The organism is Pseudomonas alkylphenolica (assembly GCF_000746525.1).
In the GTDB taxonomy this organism is placed as follows: domain Bacteria; phylum Pseudomonadota; class Gammaproteobacteria; order Pseudomonadales; family Pseudomonadaceae; genus Aquipseudomonas; species Aquipseudomonas alkylphenolica.
Window position 1 is genome coordinate 5614887 of sequence record NZ_CP009048.1, and the last position, 22841, is coordinate 5637727.

Genomic DNA, 22841 nt, shown 5'->3' on the forward strand with positions numbered 1-22841 from the left:
AAAATGCGCGGCTATTTTTCTAGCGACCCCGGTTTTCGTCATGTCCCGACTCAATCCCCGGCAACAAGAAGCCGTGAACTACGTCGGCGGCCCTCTTTTGGTGCTCGCCGGTGCCGGTTCCGGCAAGACCAGCGTGATCACCCGCAAAATCGCGCACCTGATCCAGAATTGCGGCATCCGTGCGCAGTACATCGTGGCCATGACCTTCACCAACAAGGCCGCACGGGAGATGAAAGAGCGGGTCGGCACCCTGTTGCGCAAAGGCGAGGGGCGCGGCCTGACCGTGTCGACCTTTCACAACCTGGGCCTGAACATCATCCGCAAGGAACATCAGCGACTGGGCTACAAGCCGGGTTTCTCGATCTTCGACGAGACCGACGTCAAAGCGCTGATGACCGACATCATGCAAAAGGAATACTCGGGCGACGACGGTGTCGACGAGATCAAGAACATGATCGGCGCCTGGAAAAACGACCTGATCCTGCCGCCCGAGGCCCTGGAAAAGGCGCGCAATCCCAAGGAGCAGACCGCTGCCATCGTTTACGCCCACTACCAGCGCACGCTCAAGGCGTTCAACGCGGTGGACTTCGACGACCTGATCCTGCTGCCGGTGAAGCTGTTCGAGGAACACGCCGACATCCTGGAAAAATGGCAGAACAAGGTGCGCTACCTGCTGGTGGACGAATACCAGGACACCAACGCCAGCCAGTATTTGCTGGTGAAAATGCTGATCGGCACGCGCAACCAGTTCACCGTGGTCGGTGACGACGACCAGTCGATCTACGCCTGGCGTGGCGCGCGCCCGGAAAACCTGATGTTGCTCAAAGAGGATTACCCGTCGCTGAAGGTGGTGATGCTCGAGCAGAACTACCGCTCCACCAGCCGCATCCTGCGCTGCGCCAACGTGCTGATCTCGAACAACCCGCATGCGTTCGAGAAGCAGCTGTGGAGCGAGATGGGCCACGGTGACGAGATCCGTGTGATCCGCTGCAAGAACGAGGAGTCCGAGGCCGAACGGGTGGCCATGGAAATCCTCAGCCTGCACCTGCGCACCGACCGCCCTTACAGCGATTTCGCCATCCTCTACCGCGGCAACTACCAGGCCAAGCTGATCGAACTGAAGCTGCAGCACCATCAGGTGCCGTACCGTCTGTCCGGCGGCAACAGCTTCTTCGGACGCCAGGAAGTAAAAGACCTGATGGCCTACTTCCGCTTGCTGGTGAACCCGGACGACGATAACGCTTACCTGCGGGTGATCAACGTACCGCGCCGGGAAATCGGCTCGACCACCCTGGAAAAGCTCGGCAACTACGCCACCGAACGCAAGATCTCGATGTACGCCGCCAGCGAGGAGCTGGGCCTGGGCGAGCATCTGGACAGCCGCTTCACCGACCGTCTGCAGCGCTTCAAGCGCTGGATGGACAAGGTCCGCGAGCAGGTTGCCCTGGAAGATCCGATTGCCGCCCTGCGTGGCATGGTCACCGACATCGACTACGAAAACTGGATTCGCACCAACAGTTCCAGCGACAAGGCCGCGGACTTTCGCATGGGTAACGTCTGGTTCCTGATCGAGGCGTTGAAAAACACCCTGGAGAAGGACGAAGACGGTGAGATGACCATCGAGGAAGCCATCGGCAAGCTGGTCCTGCGTGACATGCTCGAACGTCAGCAGGAGGAAGAAGACGGTGCCGAGGGCGTGCAGATGATGACCCTGCATGCCTCCAAGGGCCTGGAATTCCCCTACGTGTTCATCATGGGCATGGAGGAAGAGATTCTTCCGCACCGTTCCAGCATCGAAGCCGACACCATCGAAGAAGAACGGCGTCTGGCCTACGTGGGCATTACCCGCGCACGCCAGACCCTGGCCTTCACCTTTGCGGCCAAGCGCAAGCAGTACGGCGAGATCATCGATTGCGCGCCGAGCCGCTTCCTTGACGAGCTGCCCGACGATGACCTGGCCTGGGAAGGCCTGGACGATGCGCCCACCGAAGTGAAGGCGGCGCGCGGCAATAATGCACTGGCCGATATCCGCGCCATGCTGAAACGTTAGATAATCAACCTTTGCTGCGGCGCACTGCCGTAGCCACTCTTGCTACATCGAGGAAATACCACAGTGGAAGCACTGCACCAGAAGATTCGCGAAGAAGGCATCGTGCTTTCCGATCAGGTTCTCAAAGTCGATGCGTTTCTCAACCATCAGATCGACCCTGCGCTGATGCAACTGATTGGCGACGAGTTCGCCCGGCTGTACGCCGACTCCGGCGTCACCAAGATCGTCACCATCGAAGCCTCGGGTATCGCCCCGGCAGTGATGACCGGCCTGAAGCTGGGTGTCCCGGTGATTTTCGCGCGCAAGCACCAGTCGCTGACCCTGACCGAGAACCTGCTGACCGCCTCGGTGTACTCCTTCACCAAGCAGACCGAAAACACCGTGGCGATCTCCCCGCGCCACCTGAACAGCAGCGACCGCGTGCTGGTGATCGACGACTTCCTGGCCAACGGCAAAGCCTCCCAGGCGCTGATCTCGATCATCAAGCAAGCGGGCGCCACCGTTGCCGGCCTGGGTATCGTCATCGAGAAGTCGTTCCAGGGTGGCCGTGCCGAGCTGGACAGCCAGGGCTACCGCGTTGAATCGCTGGCTCGGGTCAAGTCGCTGAAGGATGGCGTGGTTACTTTCATCGAGTAACATTTGATCGCGGGGCAAGCCCGCTCCCACAGGTATTGTGCTGCCCCTGTGGGAGCGGCGGTGCGGCGACCCGACTTACCCCGCGATAGCGTCACCTCAAAACGACGCTGTAGCCTGCAACCCCGCCAGCAACAGCCGCTGATACAACTCCTCCTTGAGCCCCTGCGGCTGCGCCAGCCTCATCCGCGCCAGCTGTTGTGGATAAGCCTCGGGCGCCGGTGCGTCCAGCGCCGCCCTGCCCAGCTCCAGCACCTCGCTCAACTTGAACTTGCTCTTGAGCCAGTTCAACGCCCGCAACAAATCGCGCTCTTCATCGGTGAAATCGCTGCCCAGCGGATACTCGGGAAACAGCCGTGCATGGGCGTTGCGCAACTGCTGCAGCCGTTGCGGCGTGTTGTTGGTAAAACGCGCCTCCAGCTGGAATCCGGACGGCAGTTTTCCAGCTTTCTGCGCTTGCTCGATCAGCCCGGGCTGAAAACGCGAATCACAGATCGCCAGTAATCGTTGAATGGTTTCGGCGTCGGTTTGCCCACGCAAATCGGCAATGCCGTACTCGGTGACAACCACATCACGCAGGTGCCGGGGAATGGTGCAATGGCCATAACTCCAGACCAGGTTGGAGCTGACCTCACCGCCCGCTTCGCGCCAGCTGCGCAGCAGCAGAATCGAGCGCGCGCCCTCCAGGGCATGCCCTTGGGCAACAAAGTTGTATTGCCCGCCGACACCGCTGAGCACCCGCCCATCTTCCAGCTGATCAGCAACCCCGGCGCCCATCAGGGTCATGGTGAACACCGTGTTGATAAAGCGTGCATCGCGGCGTTGCGAGCGCTTGAGCGACTCCTGACCGTACAGTTCGTTGATGTAGCTGATTGCACGCATATCAATGCATTGGCGGGCTTCCAATGGCATGTCGCGCAAGCGCTGGTAAAACGCCTGGGGGCCGAGGAAGAAGCCACCATGCACCAACACCCCGCCATCGACCGGGCGCCGGATTATCCCGGCCTCAAGCAGTGCCAACAGGCCGTTGACGAACATTTCGCTGCAACCATACAGACCGTGGACAAAGGGCTGGGTGCCGCCTTCACGGTCGATCATCTGCTGCCATGGCTGAAGATCCATATCCGCGAGTAGTGCCTGGTAGGCTTCGCTTTCAGTCTGTCGGGCCAGGAGCGCAGCGGTCAGCGCATCGCCCATGGCGCCAATGCCGATCTGCAAAGTACCGCCATCGCGCACGAGGGTGCTGGCGTGTAAACCAATGAAGTGATCCTGGGTGGTGACCGGCATGTTCGGCGTCGAGAACAGGCGTCGCTGCTCGACCACATCAATCAGCACATCGAAAGCCTGCCGAGGCAACTCGGAGGCGCCCGGCATATAGGGCAATTCGGCATGCACCTGGCCGAGCAGGAGGATGGTCTCCCCGGCGGCCCGGCGACGCTCGATCATCGGCAACAGGTCGAGGGTGATGTCCGGATTGCAACTCAAGCTCAGGTGATCCGAGTGTTGCGGATCTTCAGCCACCAGCTGGGCCACCAGGTTCAGGCCTTTGGCGTTGATGTCCCGCGCGGCGTGGCTGTAGTTGCTGCTGACGTAATCCTGCTGGGCCGTAGCACTGTGCAGCAGACTGCCGGGCTGCATGAAGAACTGCTCGACGCGAATGTTCGCCGGCAATCGGTCCTTGCGCAGGTCATTCAGGTATTCGAGCTCTTCATAGTCGGCGAACACGCGCTCGATAAAGGGTTCGAGAAAGCGCCGCTGCAGGCCGTCGCCCAGATCGGGCCTACCCAGGCTCAGGGCGGTATAGATTGTCAGGCGCCGCTCCGGCAACTGGCGGATGCGCACGTACAGTGCATTGACGAAGGCGTTGGGTTTGCCCAGGCCCAATGGCAAGCCCATGTGGATATGCGCTGGCAAGCGCGCCAGCACTTCGTCTACGGCCTTTTCGATCGAGCAGCTTTGCGCCATCTGCGCCTCCCGGTCATCCTTGCAGGTTCGACCGAGCATGGCCCGAGAATGCTCCACAGTCCACACCAACCGTGTGGGAGCGGGCTTGCCCCGCGATGCGATGTGACTGACAGCTCGCAATCGCGGGGCAAGCCCGCTCCCACAGAGGGCCAAAAACGACAAAGCCCGCACGTGGCGGGCTTTGTTGGCGAAGCGCAGGCTTACAGGCCGGACATCTTCTTGATGGCGGCCTTCAGGTCGTCATCCGAGCAGTCGGCGCAGGTGCCTTTAGGCGGCATGGCGTTGATACCAGTGATGGCCTTGGCCAGGATACCGTCCAGACCACCCTGGTGGTCGGAACGCTCTTTCCAGGCTGCAGTGTCGCCGATCTTCGGCGCGCCGAGCAGTCCACTGCCGTGGCAAGCATTGCAGTGCTTGGCGATGATTTCGTCCGGGGTCTTGGCACCGCCACCACCTGCGGAGGCAGCCACTTCCATTCCCTTGCATTCCTGCCCTTGTACACACACCTGGCCGACCGGTTCCAGTCGCTTGGCGATGTCGTCGTTGGTCGCAGCTGTTGCGCTGACTGCCCAAAGGGCCAATACGGCAGCTGGTACGGCCAGCATTTTCTTGATTAGATTCACACGTACACCCTCATGGTGGCTAGTCACGCCCGCGGCCACGGATTCGCAGGCGGCGCAAGTATAACGGGAACCCTGCCATACCGAAACAACCCTAATGTCCAAAGGGTCTTAGCCGCGACAATCCGCCGCGCTGTACGCCTTAGAAGTTGGCCGGGGTCGCCGCACTGATCAGCCGGGCCGGCTCATCGTACGGATTACGGAAACGGTGCGGCTTGGTACTTTCAAAATAGTAGCTGTCGCCCGCTTCGAGGATAAAAGTTTCCAGGCCGACCACCAGTTCCAGGCGACCTTCGAGAAGAATGCCGGTCTCTTCACCGTCATGGGTGAGCATTTCTTCGCCAGTATCGGCGCCCGGCGGATAGACCTCGTTGAGAAACGCAATCGCCCGGCTCGGGTGCGCCTTGCCGACCAGCTTCATGGTCACCGCGCCGTCGGAAATATCGATCAGCTCGTGGGCCTTGTAGACGATCTGCGTGGGGTTTTCCGGCTGCAGTTCTTCAGAGAAGAACTCGACCATGGACATAGGAATACCGCCCAGCACTTTACGCAACGAGCTGATTGAAGGGCTGACGCTGTTCTTCTCGATCATCGAGATCGTGCTGTTGGTGACGCCCGCACGTTTGGCGAGTTCACGCTGGGACAGGCCCTTGAGCTTGCGAATGGCTTGCAGTCGTTCACCGACGTCCAATGCTGGAGCCCTCCTAAACGAACGAGTGGGGTCGAAATTGAACGTTATCATCGCAACAGCGTTCAGTATTTACAACACTTCGACCCGCAGCCTGTCCGCTTTCGCGTCTCAATCGCCGATATAGTCCAGCGGCACGCGTTTGAGGTTGCAGAAAATCTGGTAGGGGATGTTGCCGGCATGCATGGCCACTTCGCTGGCCAGCACGTTTTTGCCCCACAGTTCGACCGGGCTGCCCAGGCCGGCTTCCGGCACGTCGGTGAGGTCGATGCAGAGCATGTCCATCGACACCCGGCCGATCAGCTGGGTGCGCTTGCCGGCCACCAGCACCGGGGTGCCGTTGGGTGCCTGACGTGGATAGCCATCGGCATAACCCATGGCCACTACACCGACCCGGGTCGGCCGCGGACTGATGAACTTGGCGCCATAGCCCACCGGCTCGCCGGCCGGCAGCTCACGCACGCTGATTACCCGCGATTGCACGGTCATCACCGGCTGCAGCCGGGCGGCCTCTGCCTGTGGCACTTCGAACGGCGTGGCGCCGTACAACATCAGACCTGGACGCACCCAGTCGCTGGGCATGTTCGGCCAACCGAGCACCGCCGGCGAGTTGCGCAGACTGACCTCGGCGCTCAGGCCCTGGCGGGCGCTCTGGAATACCGCGAGTTGCTCGTTGCTGGCTGCACTGTCGAGTTCGTCGGCACGGGCGAAGTGGCTCATCAGCACGATGCGCGCGACCTTGCCGCTGGCCAGCAGACGCTGGTAGGCCGCCTGATAATCCTTGGCGTGCAGGCCAACCCGGTGCATGCCCGAGTCGAGCTTGAGCCACACGGTGATCGGTTTACTCAGCTGCGCCTGCTCGATGGCCTCGAGCTGCCACAACGAATGCACCACGCACCACAGATCATGCTGGACGATCAGCGGCAGTTCGCTGGCTTCGAAAAAGCCTTCGAGCAGCAACACCGGCGCCTTGATTCCGGCCGCGCGCAACTCCAGTGCCTCTTCGATGCAAGCCACGGCAAAACCATCGGCTTGCTGCTCAAGCGCCAGGGCGCAACGCACGGCGCCATGACCATAGGCATCGGCCTTGATCACGGCCAGGGCTTTGGCACCGGTCAGTTCGCGGGCAAGTTGATAGTTGTGACGCAGGGCTTGTAGATCGATAAGGGCACGGGCAGGACGCATGACGGCAGCCTTCTGGGCAGTCTGGTTAGAAGTAAAAAGCCCGGTGCTCAATCGCAGCTGATCGGCCGCCAGCGGCACCGGGTGAGGGATTGCGGTTACGGCAGTGCGGCGACCACCGACAGCTCTACGAGGATTTCCGGCTCGCACAGCTTGGCTTCAACGGTGGCGCGGGCAGGTGCGACGCCTTTCGGCAGCCAGCTGTCCCAGACACTGTTCATGCCCTGGAAATGCGCATCGATGTCCTTCAGATAGATGGTCACCGAGAGCAAACGGCTCTTGTCGGTGCCCGCCAGATCCAGCAGACGCTCGATATTGGCCAGGGTTTCACGGGTCTGCTGCTCAATCCCGGCATTCATGTCGTCGCCCACCTGGCCCGCCAGGTAGACGGTGCCGTTGTGGGTAACGATCTGACTCATGCGTTCATTGGTGAGCTGGCGCTGGATTGCCATGTTTTGCAGGCTCCTGATGTTTTCCGTAACGAGAGATATCGAGACCTTCGGCACTGATCTGCGGCTTTTTGCGCGCGATCAAATCGGCCAGCAAGCGGCCGGAACCGCAGGCCATGGTCCAGCCCAGTGTACCGTGACCGGTGTTGAGGAACAGGTTGCGGAACGGCGTGGCACCGACGATCGGCGTGCCGTCCGGAGTGGTCGGACGCAGGCCGGTCCAGAAACTGGCCTGGCTGAGGTCGCCGCCACGAGGATAAAGATCGTTGACGATCATCTCCAGGGTTTCGCGTCGACGCGGGTTCAGCGACAGGTCAAAACCGGCGATTTCAGCCATGCCGCCAACGCGGATGCGGTTGTCGAAACGGGTGATCGCGACCTTGTAGGTCTCGTCGAGAATGGTCGAGGTCGGGGCCATGGCCGGGTCGGTGATCGGCACGGTCAGCGAGTAGCCCTTGAGCGGATAGACCGGGGCCTTGATGCCCAGCGGCTTGAGCAATTGCGGCGAGTAGCTGCCCAGCGCCAGCACGTAGCGGTCGGCGGTTTCCAGCTTGCCGTCGATCCACACGCCGTTGATACGGTCACCGGCGTAGTCCAGGCGCTGAATGTCCTGACCGAAGCGGAATTCGACACCGAGCTTGATGGCCATTTCCGCCAGGCGGGTGGTGAACAGCTGGCAGTCGCCGGTCTGGTCGTTAGGCAGGCGCAGGGCGCCGGCGAGAATGTCGGTAACGTTGGCCAGGGCCGGCTCGACGCGGGCGATGCCTGCGCGGTCGAGGACCTCATACGGCACACCGGACTGCTCGAGGACGGCGATGTCCTTGGCGGCGTTGTCCAGTTGCGCCTGGGTGCGGAACAGCTGGGTGGTACCCAGGGTGCGGCCTTCGTAGGCAATGCCGGTTTCGGCGCGCAGCTCGTCGAGGCAGTCGCGGCTGTACTCGGACAGGCGGACCATGCGCTCTTTGTTCACGGCATAGCGGTTGGCAGTGCAGTTGCGCAGCATCTGCGCCATCCACAGGTATTGGTCGATGTCAGCAGTGGCCTTGATCGCCAGAGGCGCATGGCGCTCGAGCAGCCATTTGATGGCCTTGAGCGGCACGCCCGGCGCAGCCCAGGGCGAGGCGTAGCCTGGCGAGACCTGGCCGGCGTTGGCAAAGCTGGTTTCCATGGCGACGGCCGGTTGGCGGTCGACCACGACGACTTCAAAACCCTGCCGTGCCAGATAGTAGGCACTGGCGGTTCCGATCACACCGCTACCAAGTACCAGAACTCGCATGTTGATTACCCTCGACGCAGCGTACCGCTGACATTTGTTGTTAATGGCATAGATGCGCGCAGTATAGGAAGGTATGACCAGTGCATTTCACTATATAAAAGCCTATATTTGGCGAGAATTCTCGGCAATGTACGCTTTCACGGAGGGGCATCCACTATGAGAACCCAGCACCAAAGCAAACGTGAACTGGATAAGATCGACCGCAACATCCTGCGGATCCTGCAGGCAGATGGACGGATCTCGTTTACTGAACTGGGCGAAAAAGTCGGCTTGTCGACGACACCCTGCACCGAACGGGTCCGGCGTCTAGAGCGCGAAGGCATCATCATGGGCTACAACGCCCGGCTCAACCCGCAGCACCTCAAGGGTAGCCTGCTGGTATTCGTCGAAATCAGCCTGGACTACAAGTCGGGCGACACCTTCGAAGAGTTCCGCCGCGCGGTGCTGAAACTGCCTCACGTACTGGAATGCCACCTGGTTTCGGGCGACTTCGATTACCTGGTCAAGGCGCGGATCTCGGAGATGGCCTCGTACCGCAAGCTGCTCGGCGACATCCTGCTGAAGTTGCCGCACGTGCGCGAATCGAAGAGTTACATTGTCATGGAAGAGGTCAAAGAGAGCCTCAGCCTGCCGATTCCGGACTGAGGTTCAGACCAGCACCTGGCGGGTGCTGGCAATGTACTGGTGCACCAGCTTTTCGGCCTGGGGATCGATCATTTCGGCCGGGCCGCGACCGTTGGGGCATGGCAGGCGCGGGGTGGTACCGAACAGCCGGCAGATCAGCGGCCGCTCTTCGTACACCGTGCAGCCATTGGGCCCCAGGTGCACACAGTTGAGCTCGGCCAGGGCGGCCTCCTGTTCGGCGGCGCTTTTGCGTGGCAGCCGGGCCATTTCTTCCGAGGACGTAGTAACCGGCCCACAGCAGTCATGGCAACCGGGGACGCACTCGAACGACGGGATCTGATCGCGCAGGAAACGGATCTTGTGGCTGTTGCAACTCATGGCGGCCTGCGGCGAAGAACGGGAAAGGCGCTATTTTGCCCCATGGTTGCCCGGTGCCGAAAGTGCAGCTTATCCTGCGTCAATTTTTCCAAACACTTAAAACCAGGACTCATCCATGAGCGCCCCTGTTCAATCACCCGCTTCTCACGTCGCTTCCTACTACGCCGCCAGCAGCCTGCCACAACCGGAGTACCCGCCGCTGCAGGGCGAATTGAGCTGCGACGTCTGTGTGGTCGGTGGCGGTTTTTCCGGGTTGAACACCGCGATCGAGCTGGCCGAACGCGGCCTCAACGTGATCCTCCTTGAAGCCCGTAAGATCGGCTGGGGCGCCAGCGGGCGTAATGGCGGGCAACTGATTCGTGGCGTTGGCCACGGCCTTGATCAGTTCAGTCCAGTGCTGGGCAGCGATGGCGTGCGTGAGCTGAAACTGATGGGCCTGGAAGCGGTGGATATCGTCCGCCAGCGCATCGAACGCCACGCCATCAGCTGCGATCTGACCTGGGGCTATTGCGACCTGGCCAACAAACCGAAAGACCTGCAGGGCTTCGCCGAAGACGCCGAGGAATTGCGCAGCCTGGGCTACCGCCATGAGCTGCGTCTGGTGCCACCTGATCAGATGCACACGGTGGTTGGCTCGGACCGCTATGTTGGCGGCCTGATCGACATGGGCTCGGGACATTTGCACCCGCTGAACCTGGCCTTGGGCGAAGCGGCGGTAGCCAACAAGCTGGGGGTTCGCCTGTTCGAGCAATCGGCGGTTACCCGCATCGACTATGGCTCGCAGGTACGGGTGCATACCGCACAAGGTTCGGTGCAAGCCAGCACGCTGGTGCTGGGCTGCAACGCCTACCTCAATGACCTGAATGCCGAACTGGGCGGCAAGGTACTGCCCGCCGGTAGCTACATCATCGCCACCGAACCCTTGAGCGAAGCGCAGGCGCACGACCTGCTGCCACAGAACATGGCGGTCTGCGATCAGCGCGTGGCCCTGGACTACTACCGCCTTTCCGCCGACCGGCGCCTGCTGTTCGGCGGTGCCTGCCATTATTCCGGACGCGATCCCCAGGATATCGCCGCGTACATGCGGCCGAAGATGCTCAAAGTATTCCCGCAACTGGCCGACGTACGCATCGACTACCAGTGGGGCGGCATGATCGGCATCGGCGCCAATCGCCTGCCGCAGATCGGCCGCCTGCCAGGTCAGCCGAACGTGTACTTTGCCCAGGCCTACTCCGGCCACGGCCTCAACGCCACTCACCTGGCGGGCAAATTGCTCGGTGAAGCCATCAGCGGCCAGCACAGCGGGCGCTTCGACCTGTTCGCCAAGGTGCCGCACATCACCTTCCCGGGTGGCAAACATCTGCGCTCGCCGTTGCTGGCCCTGGGCATGCTCTGGCACCGGTTGAAAGAGCTGGTCTGAGATAGAAACCCTCGGAGGATGACGCCTCCGGTGGGAGCGGGCTTGCCCCGCGATGCGATGTGCCTGATAGCTCGCAATCGCGGGGCAAGCCCGCTCCCACCAGGTTAAGGCCGCTCCCTTTCAGCCACGCCAGAACGGCTTGAGCCCTTCCTCGCGCGCCTGTTCCGGCGTCAGGCCAACATCACGCAGTTGCTCGGGCGTCAGTTCCAGCAAGGCGCGGCGGCTGTGCCAACGGTGTGCCATCAGCCCCCACCGCCCGAGCCCGGCCGGTACATCAAACAGCTGCAGTCGCTGTTCCCGGCTCAGTTCCTCCGCGTGTAATTTCAGGCGCACATCGCTCATACCGCTCATTGCTTGACTCCTCCGGGTTTGGATAACCGTAGGAAAAGCTTGCGCGCCTGAGCAAAAGCATTACAGATTCAAAACCTGGTTATTATTTCCATACAGAATTGGCAGTTTTCCTACTGAATGCTGTATTTTTTTGCCATCTGTATTGGTGATTAGCTGTAGCCTTCTACGGGAGTATGCCGTGACCCTCTATGTCAACCTTGCCGAGCTGCTCAGCGCCCGCATCGAACAAGGCCTGTACCGCCCTGGCGACCGCTTGCCGTCGGTACGCGCCCTGAGCGTGGAACATGGCGTCAGCCTGAGCACGGTGCAGCAGGCCTATCGCCTGCTGGAAGACAATGGCCTGGCCGCGCCACGCCCCAAGTCCGGCTACTTCGTACCCACAGACCGTAGCCTGCCAGCCCTGCCCGCGGTAAGCCGGCCGGCACAACGGCCGGTGGAAATATCCCAGTGGGAACAGGTCATCGAGCTGATCCGCAGCGTACCGAGCAAGGATGTGGTGCAACTGGGCCGCGGCATGCCCGATGTCGACAGCCCGACGCTCAAACCCCTGCTGCGCAGCCTGGCCCAGCTCAGCCGCCGCCAGGACATGCCCGGCCTGTACTACGACACCATTTCCGGCACCCTGGCCCTGCGCGAACAGATCGCCCGGCTGATGCTCGACTCCGGCTGCAGCCTCGGCCCGGCCGACCTGGTGGTCACCACCGGTTGCCACGAAGCGCTGTCGACCAGCATCCGCGCGGTGTGCCAGCCCGGCGATATCGTCGCAGTGGACTCACCGAGCTTTCACGGCGCCATGCAGACCCTCAAGGGCCTGGGCATGAAAGCCCTGGAAATCCCCACCGACCCGCTCACCGGCATCAGCCTCGAAGCCCTGGAGCTGGCCCTGGAACAATGGCCGATCAAGCTCATCCAGATCACCCCGAGCTGCAACAATCCGCTGGGTTACATCATGCCCGAGGCACGCAAGAAGGCCTTGCTGACCCTCGCCCAGCGCTTTGACGTGGCAATCCTTGAAGACGACGTATACGGCGACCTGGCCTACACCTACCCACGCCCGCGCACGATCAAATCGTTCGACGAAGACGGCCGGGTGCTGCTCTGCAGTTCGTTTTCCAAGACCCTGGCACCGGGCCTGCGCATCGGCTGGGTCGCCCCCGGGCGCTACCTGGAGCGAGTGCTGCACATGAAGTACATCAGCACCGGCTGCACCGCGACGCAACCGCAGCTGGCCATCGCCGATTTCATCGAAGCCGGGCACTACCAGCCGCATCTGCGGCGCATGCGCAGTCAGTATCAGCGCAGCCGCGACCAGATGAGCGACTGGGTCACTCGCTACTTTCCCCCCGGCACCCGTGCCAGCCGGCCGCAGGGTGGTTTCATGCTGTGGATAGAATTGCCGGAAAGTTTCGACACCCTGCGCCTGAACCGGGCTTTACTGGGGCAAGGCGTACAGATTGCCGTGGGCAGTATTTTTTCCGCCTCGGGCAAGTACCGTAACTGCCTGCGAATGAATTTCGCCGCCCGCCCTACCACCGAAATCGAAGCGGCAGTGCGCAAGGTTGGCGAGACCGCCATTCGTCTACTGGCCGAAGCCGCAAGCGACGGGTAACTTTCCGCCGCCGTTCGCGGTCGATATCCATAAGCCCCTGTCGTGAAGGATTCATTGCCTTGATAAGCTCGCGTGCGCTGCCCTTGCTGCTGTCGCTGATGCTCGGCCTGAGCGGATGCGCCAGTGTCAGCCAGCCTCGGCAAGTCACTCAGGCGCTGCCGGCCAGTGACTCGGCATTCGGGCGCTCCGTGCAGCGTCAGGCCTCCGCCTACGAAGGACGCTCGGGTTTTCGCCTGCTGCCCAACAGCAATGAAGCATTTCGAGCGCGGGCCGAGCTGATCCGCAACGCCCAGTCGAGTATCGACCTGCAGTACTACATCGTCCACGACGGTCTCAGTACCCGCGCCCTGGTCCACGAGCTGCTGCAGGCTGCCGACCGCGGCGTGCGGGTTCGCATCCTGCTCGATGACACCACCAGCGACGGCATCGACGACAAGATGGCCACCCTCGCCGCGCACCCGAACATCCACATCCGCGTGTTCAACCCGCTGCACCTGGGGCGCAGCACTGGCGTGACCCGGGCGGTGGGCCGTCTGTTCAACCTCAACCTGCAACACCGGCGCATGCACAACAAGCTGTGGCTGGTGGACAACAGCATGGCCATCGTCGGCGGCCGAAATATTGGCGATGAGTACTTCGACGCCGAGCCCAACCTGAATTTCACCGATATCGACCTGTTAGGGGTGGGGCCGGTTGCCGAGCAACTCGGGCACAGCTTCGATCAATACTGGAACAGCGCCCTGAGCCGGCCGATCGGCGACTTCCTCATGACCCAGCCTGACGCCAATGACCTGCGCGCCAGCCGCCAGCGCCTGGAAGCGTCGCTGGCCGAAGCCGAAGTCGAGCGCAAGGCGCTGTATGACCGCCTGATGTCGTACAAAACCAACCCGCGCTTGGGCGTCTGGCGCAATGAATTGATCTGGGCCCACAACCAGGCGCTGTGGGATGCACCGAGCAAGGTCCTGGCCCGCGATGAGCCGGACCAGCAACTACTGATGACCCACCAGCTGGCACCTGACATGAACGGCGTCCAGCACGAACTGATCCTGATCTCGGCCTACTTCGTGCCTGGCGAGCCCGGCCTGCTGTACCTGACCAGCCGCGCCGATGCCGGCGTCTCGGTCAAGCTGCTGACCAACTCCCTGGAGGCCACCGATGTGCCGGCGGTACATGGTGGTTACGCGCCTTATCGCAGGGCATTGCTGGAACATGGCGTGCATCTGTATGAACTGCGTCGGCAACCGGGCGACCCCGGCTCCAAGCGCGCCCTGCACATCTACGGCAGCTCCGACTCAAGCCTGCACAGCAAGGCGATCATCTTCGACCGGCGCAAGACCTTCATCGGCTCGTTCAACTTCGACCCCCGCTCGGTGCTGTGGAACACCGAGGTCGGCGTGCTGGTCGACAGCCCCGAACTCGCCGAGTACACCCGCGACCTGGCGGTCCAGGGCATGGCCGCAGCGCTGAGTTACCAGCCGCAGCTGGTCAACGGCGAACTGGTCTGGGTGACCGAAGACAATCACCAGCTGCACACCCTGACCACTGAGCCCGGAGGCCTGTGGCGCCGCTTCAACGCCTGGATCAGCAAGGCTGTAGGCCTGGAGCGGATGCTCTAGACCGGCGCCGGCTCGAAGGCATTTGGGCGCCGCGCGAGCAGCACCAGGCCGGCAGCACCGGCAGCCATCAGCAGCGGCAAGGCATGACCACTGACCCACTGGCTGCCGGCACCGGCAACCAGTGGCCCGATCAGGCAACCGATGCCCCAAAGCTGCGCCACATGAGCGTTGGCGCGCACCAGCGCATCATCGCGGTAACGCTCGCCAATAAGCACCAGCGACAAAGTAAACAAACCACCGGCACTGGCGCCGAACAACACCCACAACGGCCAGATCGCCCAGGTTTGCAACATCAGCGGGATCGCAAGGCTCGACAACAGCAGCATCAACGCGCAACCGCTGAACAGCGTGCGCCGCGACATGCGATCGGCCAGCGCGCCAATCGGCAGCTGCAGCAGCGCATCACCGACCACTACCGTGCTGACCATGAACAGGGCAACCTCGGTGCTGAACCCTTGCTGCAGGCAATACACCGGCAACAGGGTCAGGATCATCGCCTCGAACGCAGCGAACAGGGCAATTGCCCAGGCAATGACCGGCAAACGCCGGCAGAAACCGATCAGGTCCAGCAAGGTCACGCTGCACGCTTCTGCACTCGGCGCGCCGTCACGCCCCAACAGCACCAACGGTGCCAACAGCAGCAAGCCGGCACCGATCCAGAAACCGAGGTCATCCTCCGAACCCATTACCCCCAGCAGCAACGGCCCGGCCAGCTGGCTCAAGGCATAACTACTGCCGTACAAGGCCACCAAGCGCCCACGCCACTGCTCGACCACCAACTGGTTGATCCAGCTTTCGCCGAGGATGAACACGATGGTCAGGATCATGCCGATCAGCAGGCGCAGCACCAGCCACAACGGGTAGCTGGGCAACAGCGCCAGCAGGCCGATCGACAATGCCCCAGCCCACAGGCACAGACGCATCAACCCCGGCGTGCCAAAGCGGGCAGCGAGCCGGCTGGACAGGCTGGCACCGAGCAAAACGCCGATCGCCGGCATCGCCGCCATCACGCCAATGGCAAAGCTGCCGTAGCCCCAGCTTTCCAGACGCAAGGACACCAGCGGCATGCTCACGCCCAGCGCCAGGCCGACACTGAGCACCGCCGTCAGCACGGCGAAATAGGTTCCCCAACGCATTGCAGCCTCCCAGGCTGTCGTGGTTCTGCAGAAACAACACAGCCGGACCTGCTTGGAGCAAGGTCCGGCTGTGAACGGGATCGCGCGGTTGCGGTTACAGCTTGATCCAGGTCGCCTTCAGCTCGGTGTACTTGTCCAGTGCGTGCAAGGACTTGTCACGGCCGTTGCCCGACTGCTTGAAGCCACCGAACGGTGCGGTCATGTCGCCGCCGTCGTACTGGTTGACCCAGACGCTACCTGCACGCAGTGCCTTGGCGGTCAGGTGAGCCTTGGAGATATCGGCAGTCCACACACCGGCAGCCAGGCCGTACGGGGTGTCGTTGGCGATGTTGATCGCTTCTTCAACGCTGTCGAAGGTAATGACCGACAGTACTGGGCCGAAGATTTCTTCCTTGGCAATGCGCATGGCGTTGCTGACGCCGTCGAAAATGGTCGGCTCGACGTAGGTGCCACCGGTTTCTTCGAGGATACGCTTACCACCGACCAGCAGTTTGGCGCCGTCACTGTGACCGGCTTCGATGTACGACAGCACGGTGTTCATCTGCTGGCTATCGACCAGCGCGCCGACGGTGGTGGCAGGGTCCAGCGGGTTGCCCGGTTTCCAGGCCTTGAGGGCCTCGAGTACCAGCGGCAGGAACTTGTCCTTGATCGAGCGCTCGACCAGCAGACGGGAACCGGCGGTGCAGACTTCGCCCTGGTTGAAGGCGATGGCGCTGGCGGCAGCTTCGGCAGCGGCGTTGAGGTCCGGGGCGTCAGCGAAGACGATGTTAGGGCTCTTGCCACCGGCTTCCAGCCAGACGCGCTTCATGTTCGACTCACCGGCGTAGATCATCAATTGCTTGGCGATCTTGGTCGAACCGGTGAACACCAGGGTGTCGACGTCCATGTGCAAGGCCAGGGCCTTGCCGACGGTGTGGCCGTAGCCTGGCAGTACGTTGAGCACGCCAGCCGGAATACCGGCTTCGATCGCCAGCTGGGCGATACGAATGGCGGTCAGCGGCGACTTTTCCGAAGGTTTGAGCACCACCGAGTTACCGGTGGCCAGGGCCGGGCCGAGTTTCCAGCAGGCCATCAGCAGCGGGAAGTTCCACGGCACGATAGCGGCAACCACACCCACAGGCTCGCGGGTCACCAGACCCAGCTGATCGTGCGGGGTAGCTGCGACTTCGTCGTAGATCTTGTCGATCGCTTCACCGTTCCAGCTCAGGGCCTGGGCGGCACCCGGTACGTCGATGGTCAGCGAATCGTTGATTGGCTTACCCATGTCCAGGGTTTCCAGCAGCGCCAGCTCTTCGACGTTCGCGTTGAGCAGGGCAGCGAAACGGATCATGGTGGCTTTGCGCTTGGCCGGGGCCAGACGCGACCAGACGCCGGAAGCGAAAGTAGCGCGGGCGTTTTCTACGGCACGCTGGGCATCGGCTTCATCACAGCTGGCGACCTGCGCCAGCAGGCGGCCGTCGACCGGGCTGAGGCATTCGAACGTCGCGCCGGAAACGGCGGCGGTGTATTCACCATTGATGAAAGCGCGGCCTTCGATTTTCAGTTGTTGGGCACGCTGTTCCCAATCCGCACGAGTCAGGGTGGTCATACGAAACTCCTCCTCTTGTTAAGGTGCAGTGCCGCACGAGGGATCACCGGCACTGTCAAAAATTCTGGCTTGGGCGAGCTACGCGCACAGGCACCTGCCACCCTAAACCACTGGCGACCCAATTATCAATATATTTGACATAATTGCACCAAACGCCTACTGATGTTCATTTTATTAAACAAACAAGAGACATAGCCATGCGCATAGACCAGATCATCGACTTCGCCCAGGTGCTCACCGAGGCCGAACGTTATCGCCCGGCAGCAGAAAAAATCCTCAAGGGCGATCCTGAGCAAGCGGTCTACAACCACTACTCCAGCCCCTGCGGCCAGTTTGCAGCCGGGGTCTGGGAAGGCGCCGTAGGCCAATGGACCGTCAATTACACTGAACACGAGTACTGCGAGATCGTTCAGGGCGTTTCGGTACTGCGCGATGCAGACGGCGGCGCGAAAACCTTGCGCGCTGGCGATCGCTTTGTGATCCCGGCAGGCTTCAAGGGTACCTGGGAAGTGCTGGAGCCGTGCCGCAAGATCTATGTGATGTTCGAACAGAAATAACGGCATCGCAGGCGTGTGGGAAACCACTGTGGGAGCTGGCGATAGCCTGCGATCGACCGCGAAGCGGTCGTAAAACTCAAGACCACAATGCTGCTGATACACCGCATTCACCGGTTTTGCTGCCGCTTTGCGGCAGATCGCGGGGCAAGGCCCGCTCCCACAGTGGTATGCCCCACAGCCCATAAAAAAAGGGCCCGTATCGTGAGATACGGGCCCTTTTTTCGTCAGCCGGATCAATTACTTGATCTTGGCTTCCTTGTAGATCACGTGCTTGCGAACAACCGGATCGAATTTTTTGATTTCGATTTTGTCCGGAGTGGTGCGCTTGTTCTTGTCGGTGGTGTAGAAGTGGCCGGTATTAGCGGTCGACACCAGACGGATCAATTCACGCATGATTCTCTCCCTTAGACCTTAGCGCCGTTACGGCGAATGTCGACCAGAACGGCATCGATGCCGCGCTTGTCGATGATGCGCATGCCTTTGGCAGATACGCGCAGACGCACGAAACGCTTCTCGGACTCGACCCAGAAGCGATGATGCTGCAGGTTCGGCAGGAAACGACGACGGGTTTTGTTGTTTGCGTGGGAAATGTTATTCCCGGTTACCGGACCCTTACCGGTAACTTGACAGACTCTCGACATGCCTCAGCCCTCTAAAACCACATGCCCAACCCGGCATGGGTTGGCCGCTTAATCTCTCAGTCTTTGGCGCCAGGCGCCGTGTTTCTTCAGGGTCTTATCGACTCAATCAACAGATGCGACAAGCCGAGCCCCTAGAAAAGAGCGCTGCTTTATACCAGAAAGACCAAAGCACAACAACAGAAGATGTGTTTTGCCTTGCTGGGCGACACGCCGGAGCAGCATAACGACTGGCCCGGCAAGGTGTCGACCACTCGTCGCACGATTGGCAAAAAAGGCTATGGTCATTTCCGGCTTGGCACACTAGGGTAAGACTTTTCCAGACTGCACTGGCAGATGGGCCATCGATCAGCCAAGGATTCCTCATGCGTGCTGCCGCTCTACCCCTGTTGTTCGCTACCCTGCTCGGCCCGGCACTCGCCCAGGCGGCCGCGTTGAGTGTGTGTACCGAAGCCAGCCCTGAAGGCTTCGATGTGGTTCAGTACAACTCGCTGACCACCACCAATGCCTCGGCCGATGTGCTGATGAACCGCCTGGTCGAGTTCGATGCCGCCAAAGGCCAGGTGGTGCCAAGCCTGGCCGAGCGCTGGACAGTTTCGCCCGATGGCCTGATCTACGAGTTCAAGCTGCGCCCCGAGGTGAAGTTCCACAGCACCGGCTACTTCAAGCCCAGCCGCACCCTGGACGCCGACGACGTCCTGTTCAGCTTCCAGCGCATGCTCTACCCCGCGCACTCCTGGCACAAGATTGCTCAGAGCGGCTACCCGCACGCCCAATCGCTGCAGCTACCGAGCCTGATCAAGCAGATCGACGCTGTCGACCCGCTGACCGTGCGCTTCACCCTTGACCACGCGGACGCGACCTTCCTGGCCACCCTGAGCATGGGCTTCGCCTCGATCTATTCCGCCGAATATGCCGACCAGCTGCTCAAGGCCGGTACGCCGGAGAAGCTCAACAGCCAACCGATCGGCACCGGCCCGTTCGTGTTCAACCGCTTCCAGAAGGATGCGGTGATCCGCTACCGGGCCAACCCGGACTACTTTGCCGGCAAGCCTGCAGTCGATCCGCTGATCTTCGCCATTACCCCGGACGCCAACGTGCGCCTGCAGAAGCTCAAGCGCAACGAGTGCCAGATCGCCTTGTCGCCCAAACCGCTGGATATCGCCGCCGCCAGCGAAGATCCGGCACTGAAGGTAGAAAAGACCGAAGCCTTCATGACGGCTTTCGTCGCTATCAATAGCCAGCATGCACCGCTGGACAAGCCCGAGGTGCGCCAGGCCATCAACCTGGCGTTCGACAAGGCCAGCTACCTCAAAGCGGTGTTCGAAGACACTGCGGTTGCCGCCAATGGCCCCTACCCGCCCAATACCTGGAGTTATGCCAAGGACCTGCCGGGCTACCCCACCGACCTGGACAAAGCCCGTGCGCTACTGGGCAAGGCTGGCCTTAAAGACGGCTTCAGCACCACCATCTGGACCCGTCCGCAGGGCAGCCTGCTCAACCCCAACCCGAGCCTCGGCGCGCAGTTGCTCCAGGCAGACCTGGCCAAGATCGGCATCAAGGCCGAGATCCGGGTGATCGAATGGGGCGAGCTGATCCGCCGCGCCAAGGCTGGCGAGCATGACCTGCTGTTCATGGGTTGGGCCGGTGACAACGGCGACCCGGATAACTTCCTCAGCCCGCAGTTCGCCTGCGCGGCGGTGAAGTCCGGGACCAACTTTGCCCGCTATTGCGACCAGCGCCTTGACCAGTTGATCAGTGCTGGCAAGACCACCAGCGACCAGAGCGTGCGTAGCCGTTTGTACCAACAGGCCCAGACGCAGATCCAGCAGCAGGCGCTGTGGCTGCCGCTGGCGCATCCTACTGCTGCAGCGTTGGTGCGCCAGAACGTTGAGGGCTACCAGGTGAGCCCGTTCGGGCGCCAGGACTTTACCAAGGTGGATGTTTCGCGCTGACGCCAATCGCGGGGCAAGCCCGCTCCCACCGGCTCTGCACCACACCGGTGGGAGCGGGCTTGCCCCGCGATCTAGCGCATCACGCCGCGAACCACCCCTGCTCGACCATCGACAGGGGCTCGCCATCGCCGACGATGATGTGGTCAAGCACACGCACTTCAACCAGACTCAGGGCATCTTTGAGCCGCAGCGTCATGTGCAGGTCTGCCTGGCTGGGCTCTGGTATGCCGGAAGGATGGTTGTGACACAAGATCAGGGCTGCCGCATTTTTGGCCAAAGATCGCCTGACGACCTCTCGCGGATAAACGCTGGCACTATCGATTGTTCCTCTAAACAGCACCTCAAACCCCAACGGACGGTGCTTGGTATCAAGAAACAGGCAACCAAAAGCCTCACTTTGCTCATGACGCAGCATCGACTTCAAATACCGTCGTACGGCTCTCGGACTTTGTATGACGGAGTCTCGCGCTATGGTTTCAGCCAAGTGCCTTCGCCCGATCTCCATAACAGCCTGTAACTGTGTGTACTTGGCGGGCCCCAGTCCCATTTCGGCAAGAAAAATCGGCATGTCCGCTTCGAGCAACTGCCTCAATCCACCAAATTTTTCCAATAGATGACGGGCAAGATCGACAGCGCTTTTACCCGCAACCCCGGTGCGCAAGAAAACCGCCAGCAATTCTGCGTCTGAAAGGCTTGCGGCCCCACGCTCCAGCAACTTTTCCCGCGGCCGTTCCGCCGCAGGCCAATCCCTGATACTCATCCTCACCTCCCTGTCCATCGGTTACTGCTCCTGTGTTTCAGCCCTGTGCTACATTACCCGCTCTTTTTTACGCGACGATTCGGCCTGGGGAGGCGTCGTCGCCGCGTGTAATCATTGAGCAAAAGGCAAGCCTATGCAGCGGCTGTATCGTAAGCGCATCGTTCTCGGCGTCGGCGGCGGCATCGCCGCCTACAAGAGTGCCGAACTGGTCCGCCGACTCCTGGAACACGGTGCGCAGGTGCGTGTCGTCATGACCCGCGGCGGCGCGGAGTTCATCACCCCGCTCACCCTGCAAGCACTCTCCGGTCACCCGGTGCACATGGATCTATTGGACCCTGCTGCCGAAGCGGCGATGGGCCATATCGAACTGGCCAAGTGGGCCGATCTGGTACTGATTGCCCCGGCCACCGCCGACCTGCTGGCGCGTATGGCCCAGGGCGTCGCCGACGACCTGCTGACCACCCTGGTGCTGGCCACCGACGCTACCGTGGCCGTCGCGCCGGCGATGAACCAGGCCATGTGGCGCGACCCGGCCACCCAGGCCAACCTCGAACTGCTGCAAAGCCGCGACATCAAGGTGTTCGGCCCGGCCTCCGGCAGTCAGGCCTGTGGCGATGTTGGCCTCGGCCGCATGCTCGAGGCCACCGACCTGGCCTGGTGCGCTGCCGAAAGCTTCAAGCGCGAATCGCTGACCGGCAAACACATCGTGATCACTGCCGGACCGACCCAGGAAAACATCGATCCGGTGCGCTACATCACCAACCACAGTTCCGGGAAAATGGGCTTTGCCCTGGCCGAAGCGGCTGTGGAAGCCGGCGCCAAGGTGACCCTGATCAGTGGCCCGGTGCACCTGCCAACGCCCGACCGGGTTACCCGTATCGACGTGGTCAGCGCCCGCGACATGCTCGCGGCCTGCGAAGCGGCGATGCCCTGCGACATTTTCATCGCCTCGGCCGCAGTCGCAGACTACCGCCCAGAGGTGGTTGCACCGCAGAAACTCAAGAAAGACCCTACGACAGGTGACGGCCTGCTGCTGCAGATGGTCCGCAACCCGGACATTCTCGCCAGCATCGCCACCCGCCCCGATCGCCCGTTCAGCGTCGGCTTCGCTGCCGAGACCGAACACCTGCTCGACTACGCTGCGCGCAAACTCAAAGACAAGAACCTCGACCTGATTGTCGCCAACGATGTGGCCAACCCCAGCATCGGCTTCAACAGCGAGGAAAACGCCTGCAGCGTGATCGATCGCCAGCTTCACGAAACACTCTTCGCACAGACCAGCAAGGGCAAGATCGCCCGTCAGCTGGTCGCTTTCATCGCCGAACGTCTCAACCAGGTTTAATTCT

Annotated in this window: 22 protein-coding genes; 9 read left to right on the top strand and 13 right to left on the bottom strand. The window is 61.6% G+C overall.

Annotation, left to right across the window (positions count from 1 at the left end):
- Positions 1–40: 40 nt before the first annotated feature.
- Positions 41–2050, top strand: a complete 2010-nt coding sequence (gene rep, locus PSAKL28_RS25685) for a DNA helicase Rep (protein ID WP_038615862.1) — start codon at positions 41–43, stop codon at positions 2048–2050.
- A gap of 63 nt (positions 2051–2113) precedes the next feature.
- Positions 2114–2686 carry a xanthine phosphoribosyltransferase gene (locus PSAKL28_RS25690; RefSeq protein ID WP_038615864.1) on the top strand — a complete coding sequence of 191 codons (573 nt, stop codon included), beginning with the start codon at positions 2114–2116 and terminating at the stop codon, positions 2684–2686.
- A gap of 96 nt (positions 2687–2782) precedes the next feature.
- On the opposite strand, the gene PSAKL28_RS25695 is transcribed toward PSAKL28_RS25690, so the two are convergent.
- The 6 genes from PSAKL28_RS25695 to dadA form a co-directional block, all read right to left on the bottom strand.
- Positions 2783–4648, bottom strand: a complete 1866-nt coding sequence (locus tag PSAKL28_RS25695; RefSeq protein ID WP_038617019.1) for an acetyl-CoA hydrolase/transferase C-terminal domain-containing protein — start codon at positions 4646–4648, stop codon at positions 2783–2785.
- Positions 4649–4848: 200 nt separating this feature from the next.
- Entirely contained in the window at positions 4849–5271 is a 423-nt protein-coding gene (locus PSAKL28_RS25700; protein ID WP_174446951.1) for a c-type cytochrome, read from the bottom strand.
- Positions 5272–5410: 139 nt separating this feature from the next.
- Positions 5411–5959, bottom strand: coding sequence for a cupin domain-containing protein (locus PSAKL28_RS25705; protein ID WP_028942437.1), 549 nt, complete (start codon positions 5957–5959; stop codon positions 5411–5413).
- Positions 5960–6067: 108 nt separating this feature from the next.
- Positions 6068–7141 carry an alanine racemase gene (gene alr, locus PSAKL28_RS25710; protein WP_038615869.1) on the bottom strand — a complete coding sequence of 358 codons (1074 nt, stop codon included), beginning with the start codon at positions 7139–7141 and terminating at the stop codon, positions 6068–6070.
- A gap of 95 nt (positions 7142–7236) precedes the next feature.
- Positions 7237–7590 carry a RidA family protein gene (locus PSAKL28_RS25715; protein WP_038615873.1) on the bottom strand — a complete coding sequence of 118 codons (354 nt, stop codon included), beginning with the start codon at positions 7588–7590 and terminating at the stop codon, positions 7237–7239.
- Positions 7562–8863, bottom strand: a complete 1302-nt coding sequence (dadA, locus tag PSAKL28_RS25720) for a D-amino acid dehydrogenase (RefSeq protein WP_038615875.1) — start codon at positions 8861–8863, stop codon at positions 7562–7564. Before dadA ends, PSAKL28_RS25715 begins: the two co-directional genes overlap by 29 nt.
- A gap of 156 nt (positions 8864–9019) precedes the next feature.
- Here dadA and dadR point away from each other — a divergent pair, with 156 nt between their 5' ends.
- Positions 9020–9508 (top strand): transcriptional regulator DadR, encoded by a 489-nt coding sequence (gene dadR, locus PSAKL28_RS25725; RefSeq protein ID WP_027980766.1) that lies wholly within the window; start codon positions 9020–9022, stop codon positions 9506–9508.
- 3 nt (positions 9509–9511) lie between these two features.
- Here dadR and PSAKL28_RS25730 read toward each other — a convergent pair whose 3' ends face one another.
- Positions 9512–9865 carry a YkgJ family cysteine cluster protein gene (locus tag PSAKL28_RS25730; RefSeq protein ID WP_038615877.1) on the bottom strand — a complete coding sequence of 118 codons (354 nt, stop codon included), beginning with the start codon at positions 9863–9865 and terminating at the stop codon, positions 9512–9514.
- A 115-nt stretch (positions 9866–9980) separates the two neighbouring features.
- On the opposite strand from PSAKL28_RS25730, the gene PSAKL28_RS25735 reads away from it, so the two are divergent.
- Positions 9981–11285 (top strand): NAD(P)/FAD-dependent oxidoreductase, encoded by a 1305-nt coding sequence (locus PSAKL28_RS25735; protein ID WP_038615878.1) that lies wholly within the window; start codon positions 9981–9983, stop codon positions 11283–11285.
- A 120-nt stretch (positions 11286–11405) separates the two neighbouring features.
- Here PSAKL28_RS25735 and PSAKL28_RS25740 read toward each other — a convergent pair whose 3' ends face one another.
- Complete coding sequence (locus tag PSAKL28_RS25740) at positions 11406–11636, bottom strand: DUF1127 domain-containing protein (RefSeq protein WP_038615880.1); 231 nt, start codon at positions 11634–11636, stop codon at positions 11406–11408.
- Positions 11637–11814: 178 nt separating this feature from the next.
- On the opposite strand from PSAKL28_RS25740, the gene PSAKL28_RS25745 reads away from it, so the two are divergent.
- The gene (locus PSAKL28_RS25745; RefSeq protein ID WP_051939572.1) at positions 11815–13245 is read left to right on the top strand and encodes an aminotransferase-like domain-containing protein; all 1431 of its coding nucleotides are present in this window, start codon (positions 11815–11817) and stop codon (positions 13243–13245) included.
- Between the two features lie 98 nt (positions 13246–13343).
- Positions 13344–14861, top strand: coding sequence for a phospholipase D family protein (locus PSAKL28_RS25750; RefSeq protein WP_051939660.1), 1518 nt, complete (start codon positions 13344–13346; stop codon positions 14859–14861).
- Here the strand turns inward: PSAKL28_RS25750 and PSAKL28_RS25755 are convergent.
- Together PSAKL28_RS25755 and PSAKL28_RS25760 are read right to left on the bottom strand one after the other, a co-directional pair.
- Positions 14858–15997, bottom strand: coding sequence for an MFS transporter (locus PSAKL28_RS25755; protein WP_038615881.1), 1140 nt, complete (start codon positions 15995–15997; stop codon positions 14858–14860). The two genes, PSAKL28_RS25750 and PSAKL28_RS25755, sit on opposite strands and share 4 nt — an antisense overlap.
- Before the next feature lie 94 nt (positions 15998–16091).
- Positions 16092–17585, bottom strand: coding sequence for an aldehyde dehydrogenase (locus PSAKL28_RS25760; protein ID WP_038615883.1), 1494 nt, complete (start codon positions 17583–17585; stop codon positions 16092–16094).
- A 197-nt stretch (positions 17586–17782) separates the two neighbouring features.
- Between PSAKL28_RS25760 and PSAKL28_RS25765 the strand changes: the two genes are divergently transcribed.
- The gene (locus tag PSAKL28_RS25765; RefSeq protein ID WP_038615887.1) at positions 17783–18142 is read left to right on the top strand and encodes a cupin domain-containing protein; all 360 of its coding nucleotides are present in this window, start codon (positions 17783–17785) and stop codon (positions 18140–18142) included.
- A 237-nt stretch (positions 18143–18379) separates the two neighbouring features.
- Here the strand turns inward: PSAKL28_RS25765 and rpmG are convergent, their stop codons facing one another.
- Positions 18380–18535: a 50S ribosomal protein L33 gene (gene rpmG, locus PSAKL28_RS25770; protein WP_010225867.1), complete on the bottom strand. Its 156-nt coding sequence runs from the start codon at positions 18533–18535 to the stop codon at positions 18380–18382.
- An 11-nt stretch (positions 18536–18546) separates the two neighbouring features.
- Positions 18547–18783, bottom strand: coding sequence for a 50S ribosomal protein L28 (gene rpmB, locus PSAKL28_RS25775; protein ID WP_010225868.1), 237 nt, complete (start codon positions 18781–18783; stop codon positions 18547–18549).
- Positions 18784–19145: 362 nt separating this feature from the next.
- Between rpmB and PSAKL28_RS25780 the strand changes: the two genes are divergently transcribed.
- On the top strand, positions 19146–20735 hold the full coding sequence (locus tag PSAKL28_RS25780; RefSeq protein ID WP_038615889.1) for an ABC transporter substrate-binding protein: 1590 nt from the start codon (positions 19146–19148) through the stop codon (positions 20733–20735).
- Between the two features lie 79 nt (positions 20736–20814).
- On the opposite strand, the gene radC is transcribed toward PSAKL28_RS25780, so the two are convergent.
- Complete coding sequence (gene radC, locus PSAKL28_RS25785) at positions 20815–21495, bottom strand: RadC family protein (protein ID WP_038617024.1); 681 nt, start codon at positions 21493–21495, stop codon at positions 20815–20817.
- A 133-nt stretch (positions 21496–21628) separates the two neighbouring features.
- Here radC and coaBC point away from each other — a divergent pair, with 133 nt between their 5' ends.
- Positions 21629–22837: a bifunctional phosphopantothenoylcysteine decarboxylase/phosphopantothenate--cysteine ligase CoaBC gene (gene coaBC, locus PSAKL28_RS25790; RefSeq protein WP_038615891.1), complete on the top strand. Its 1209-nt coding sequence runs from the start codon at positions 21629–21631 to the stop codon at positions 22835–22837.
- Positions 22838–22841 lie beyond the last annotated feature (4 nt).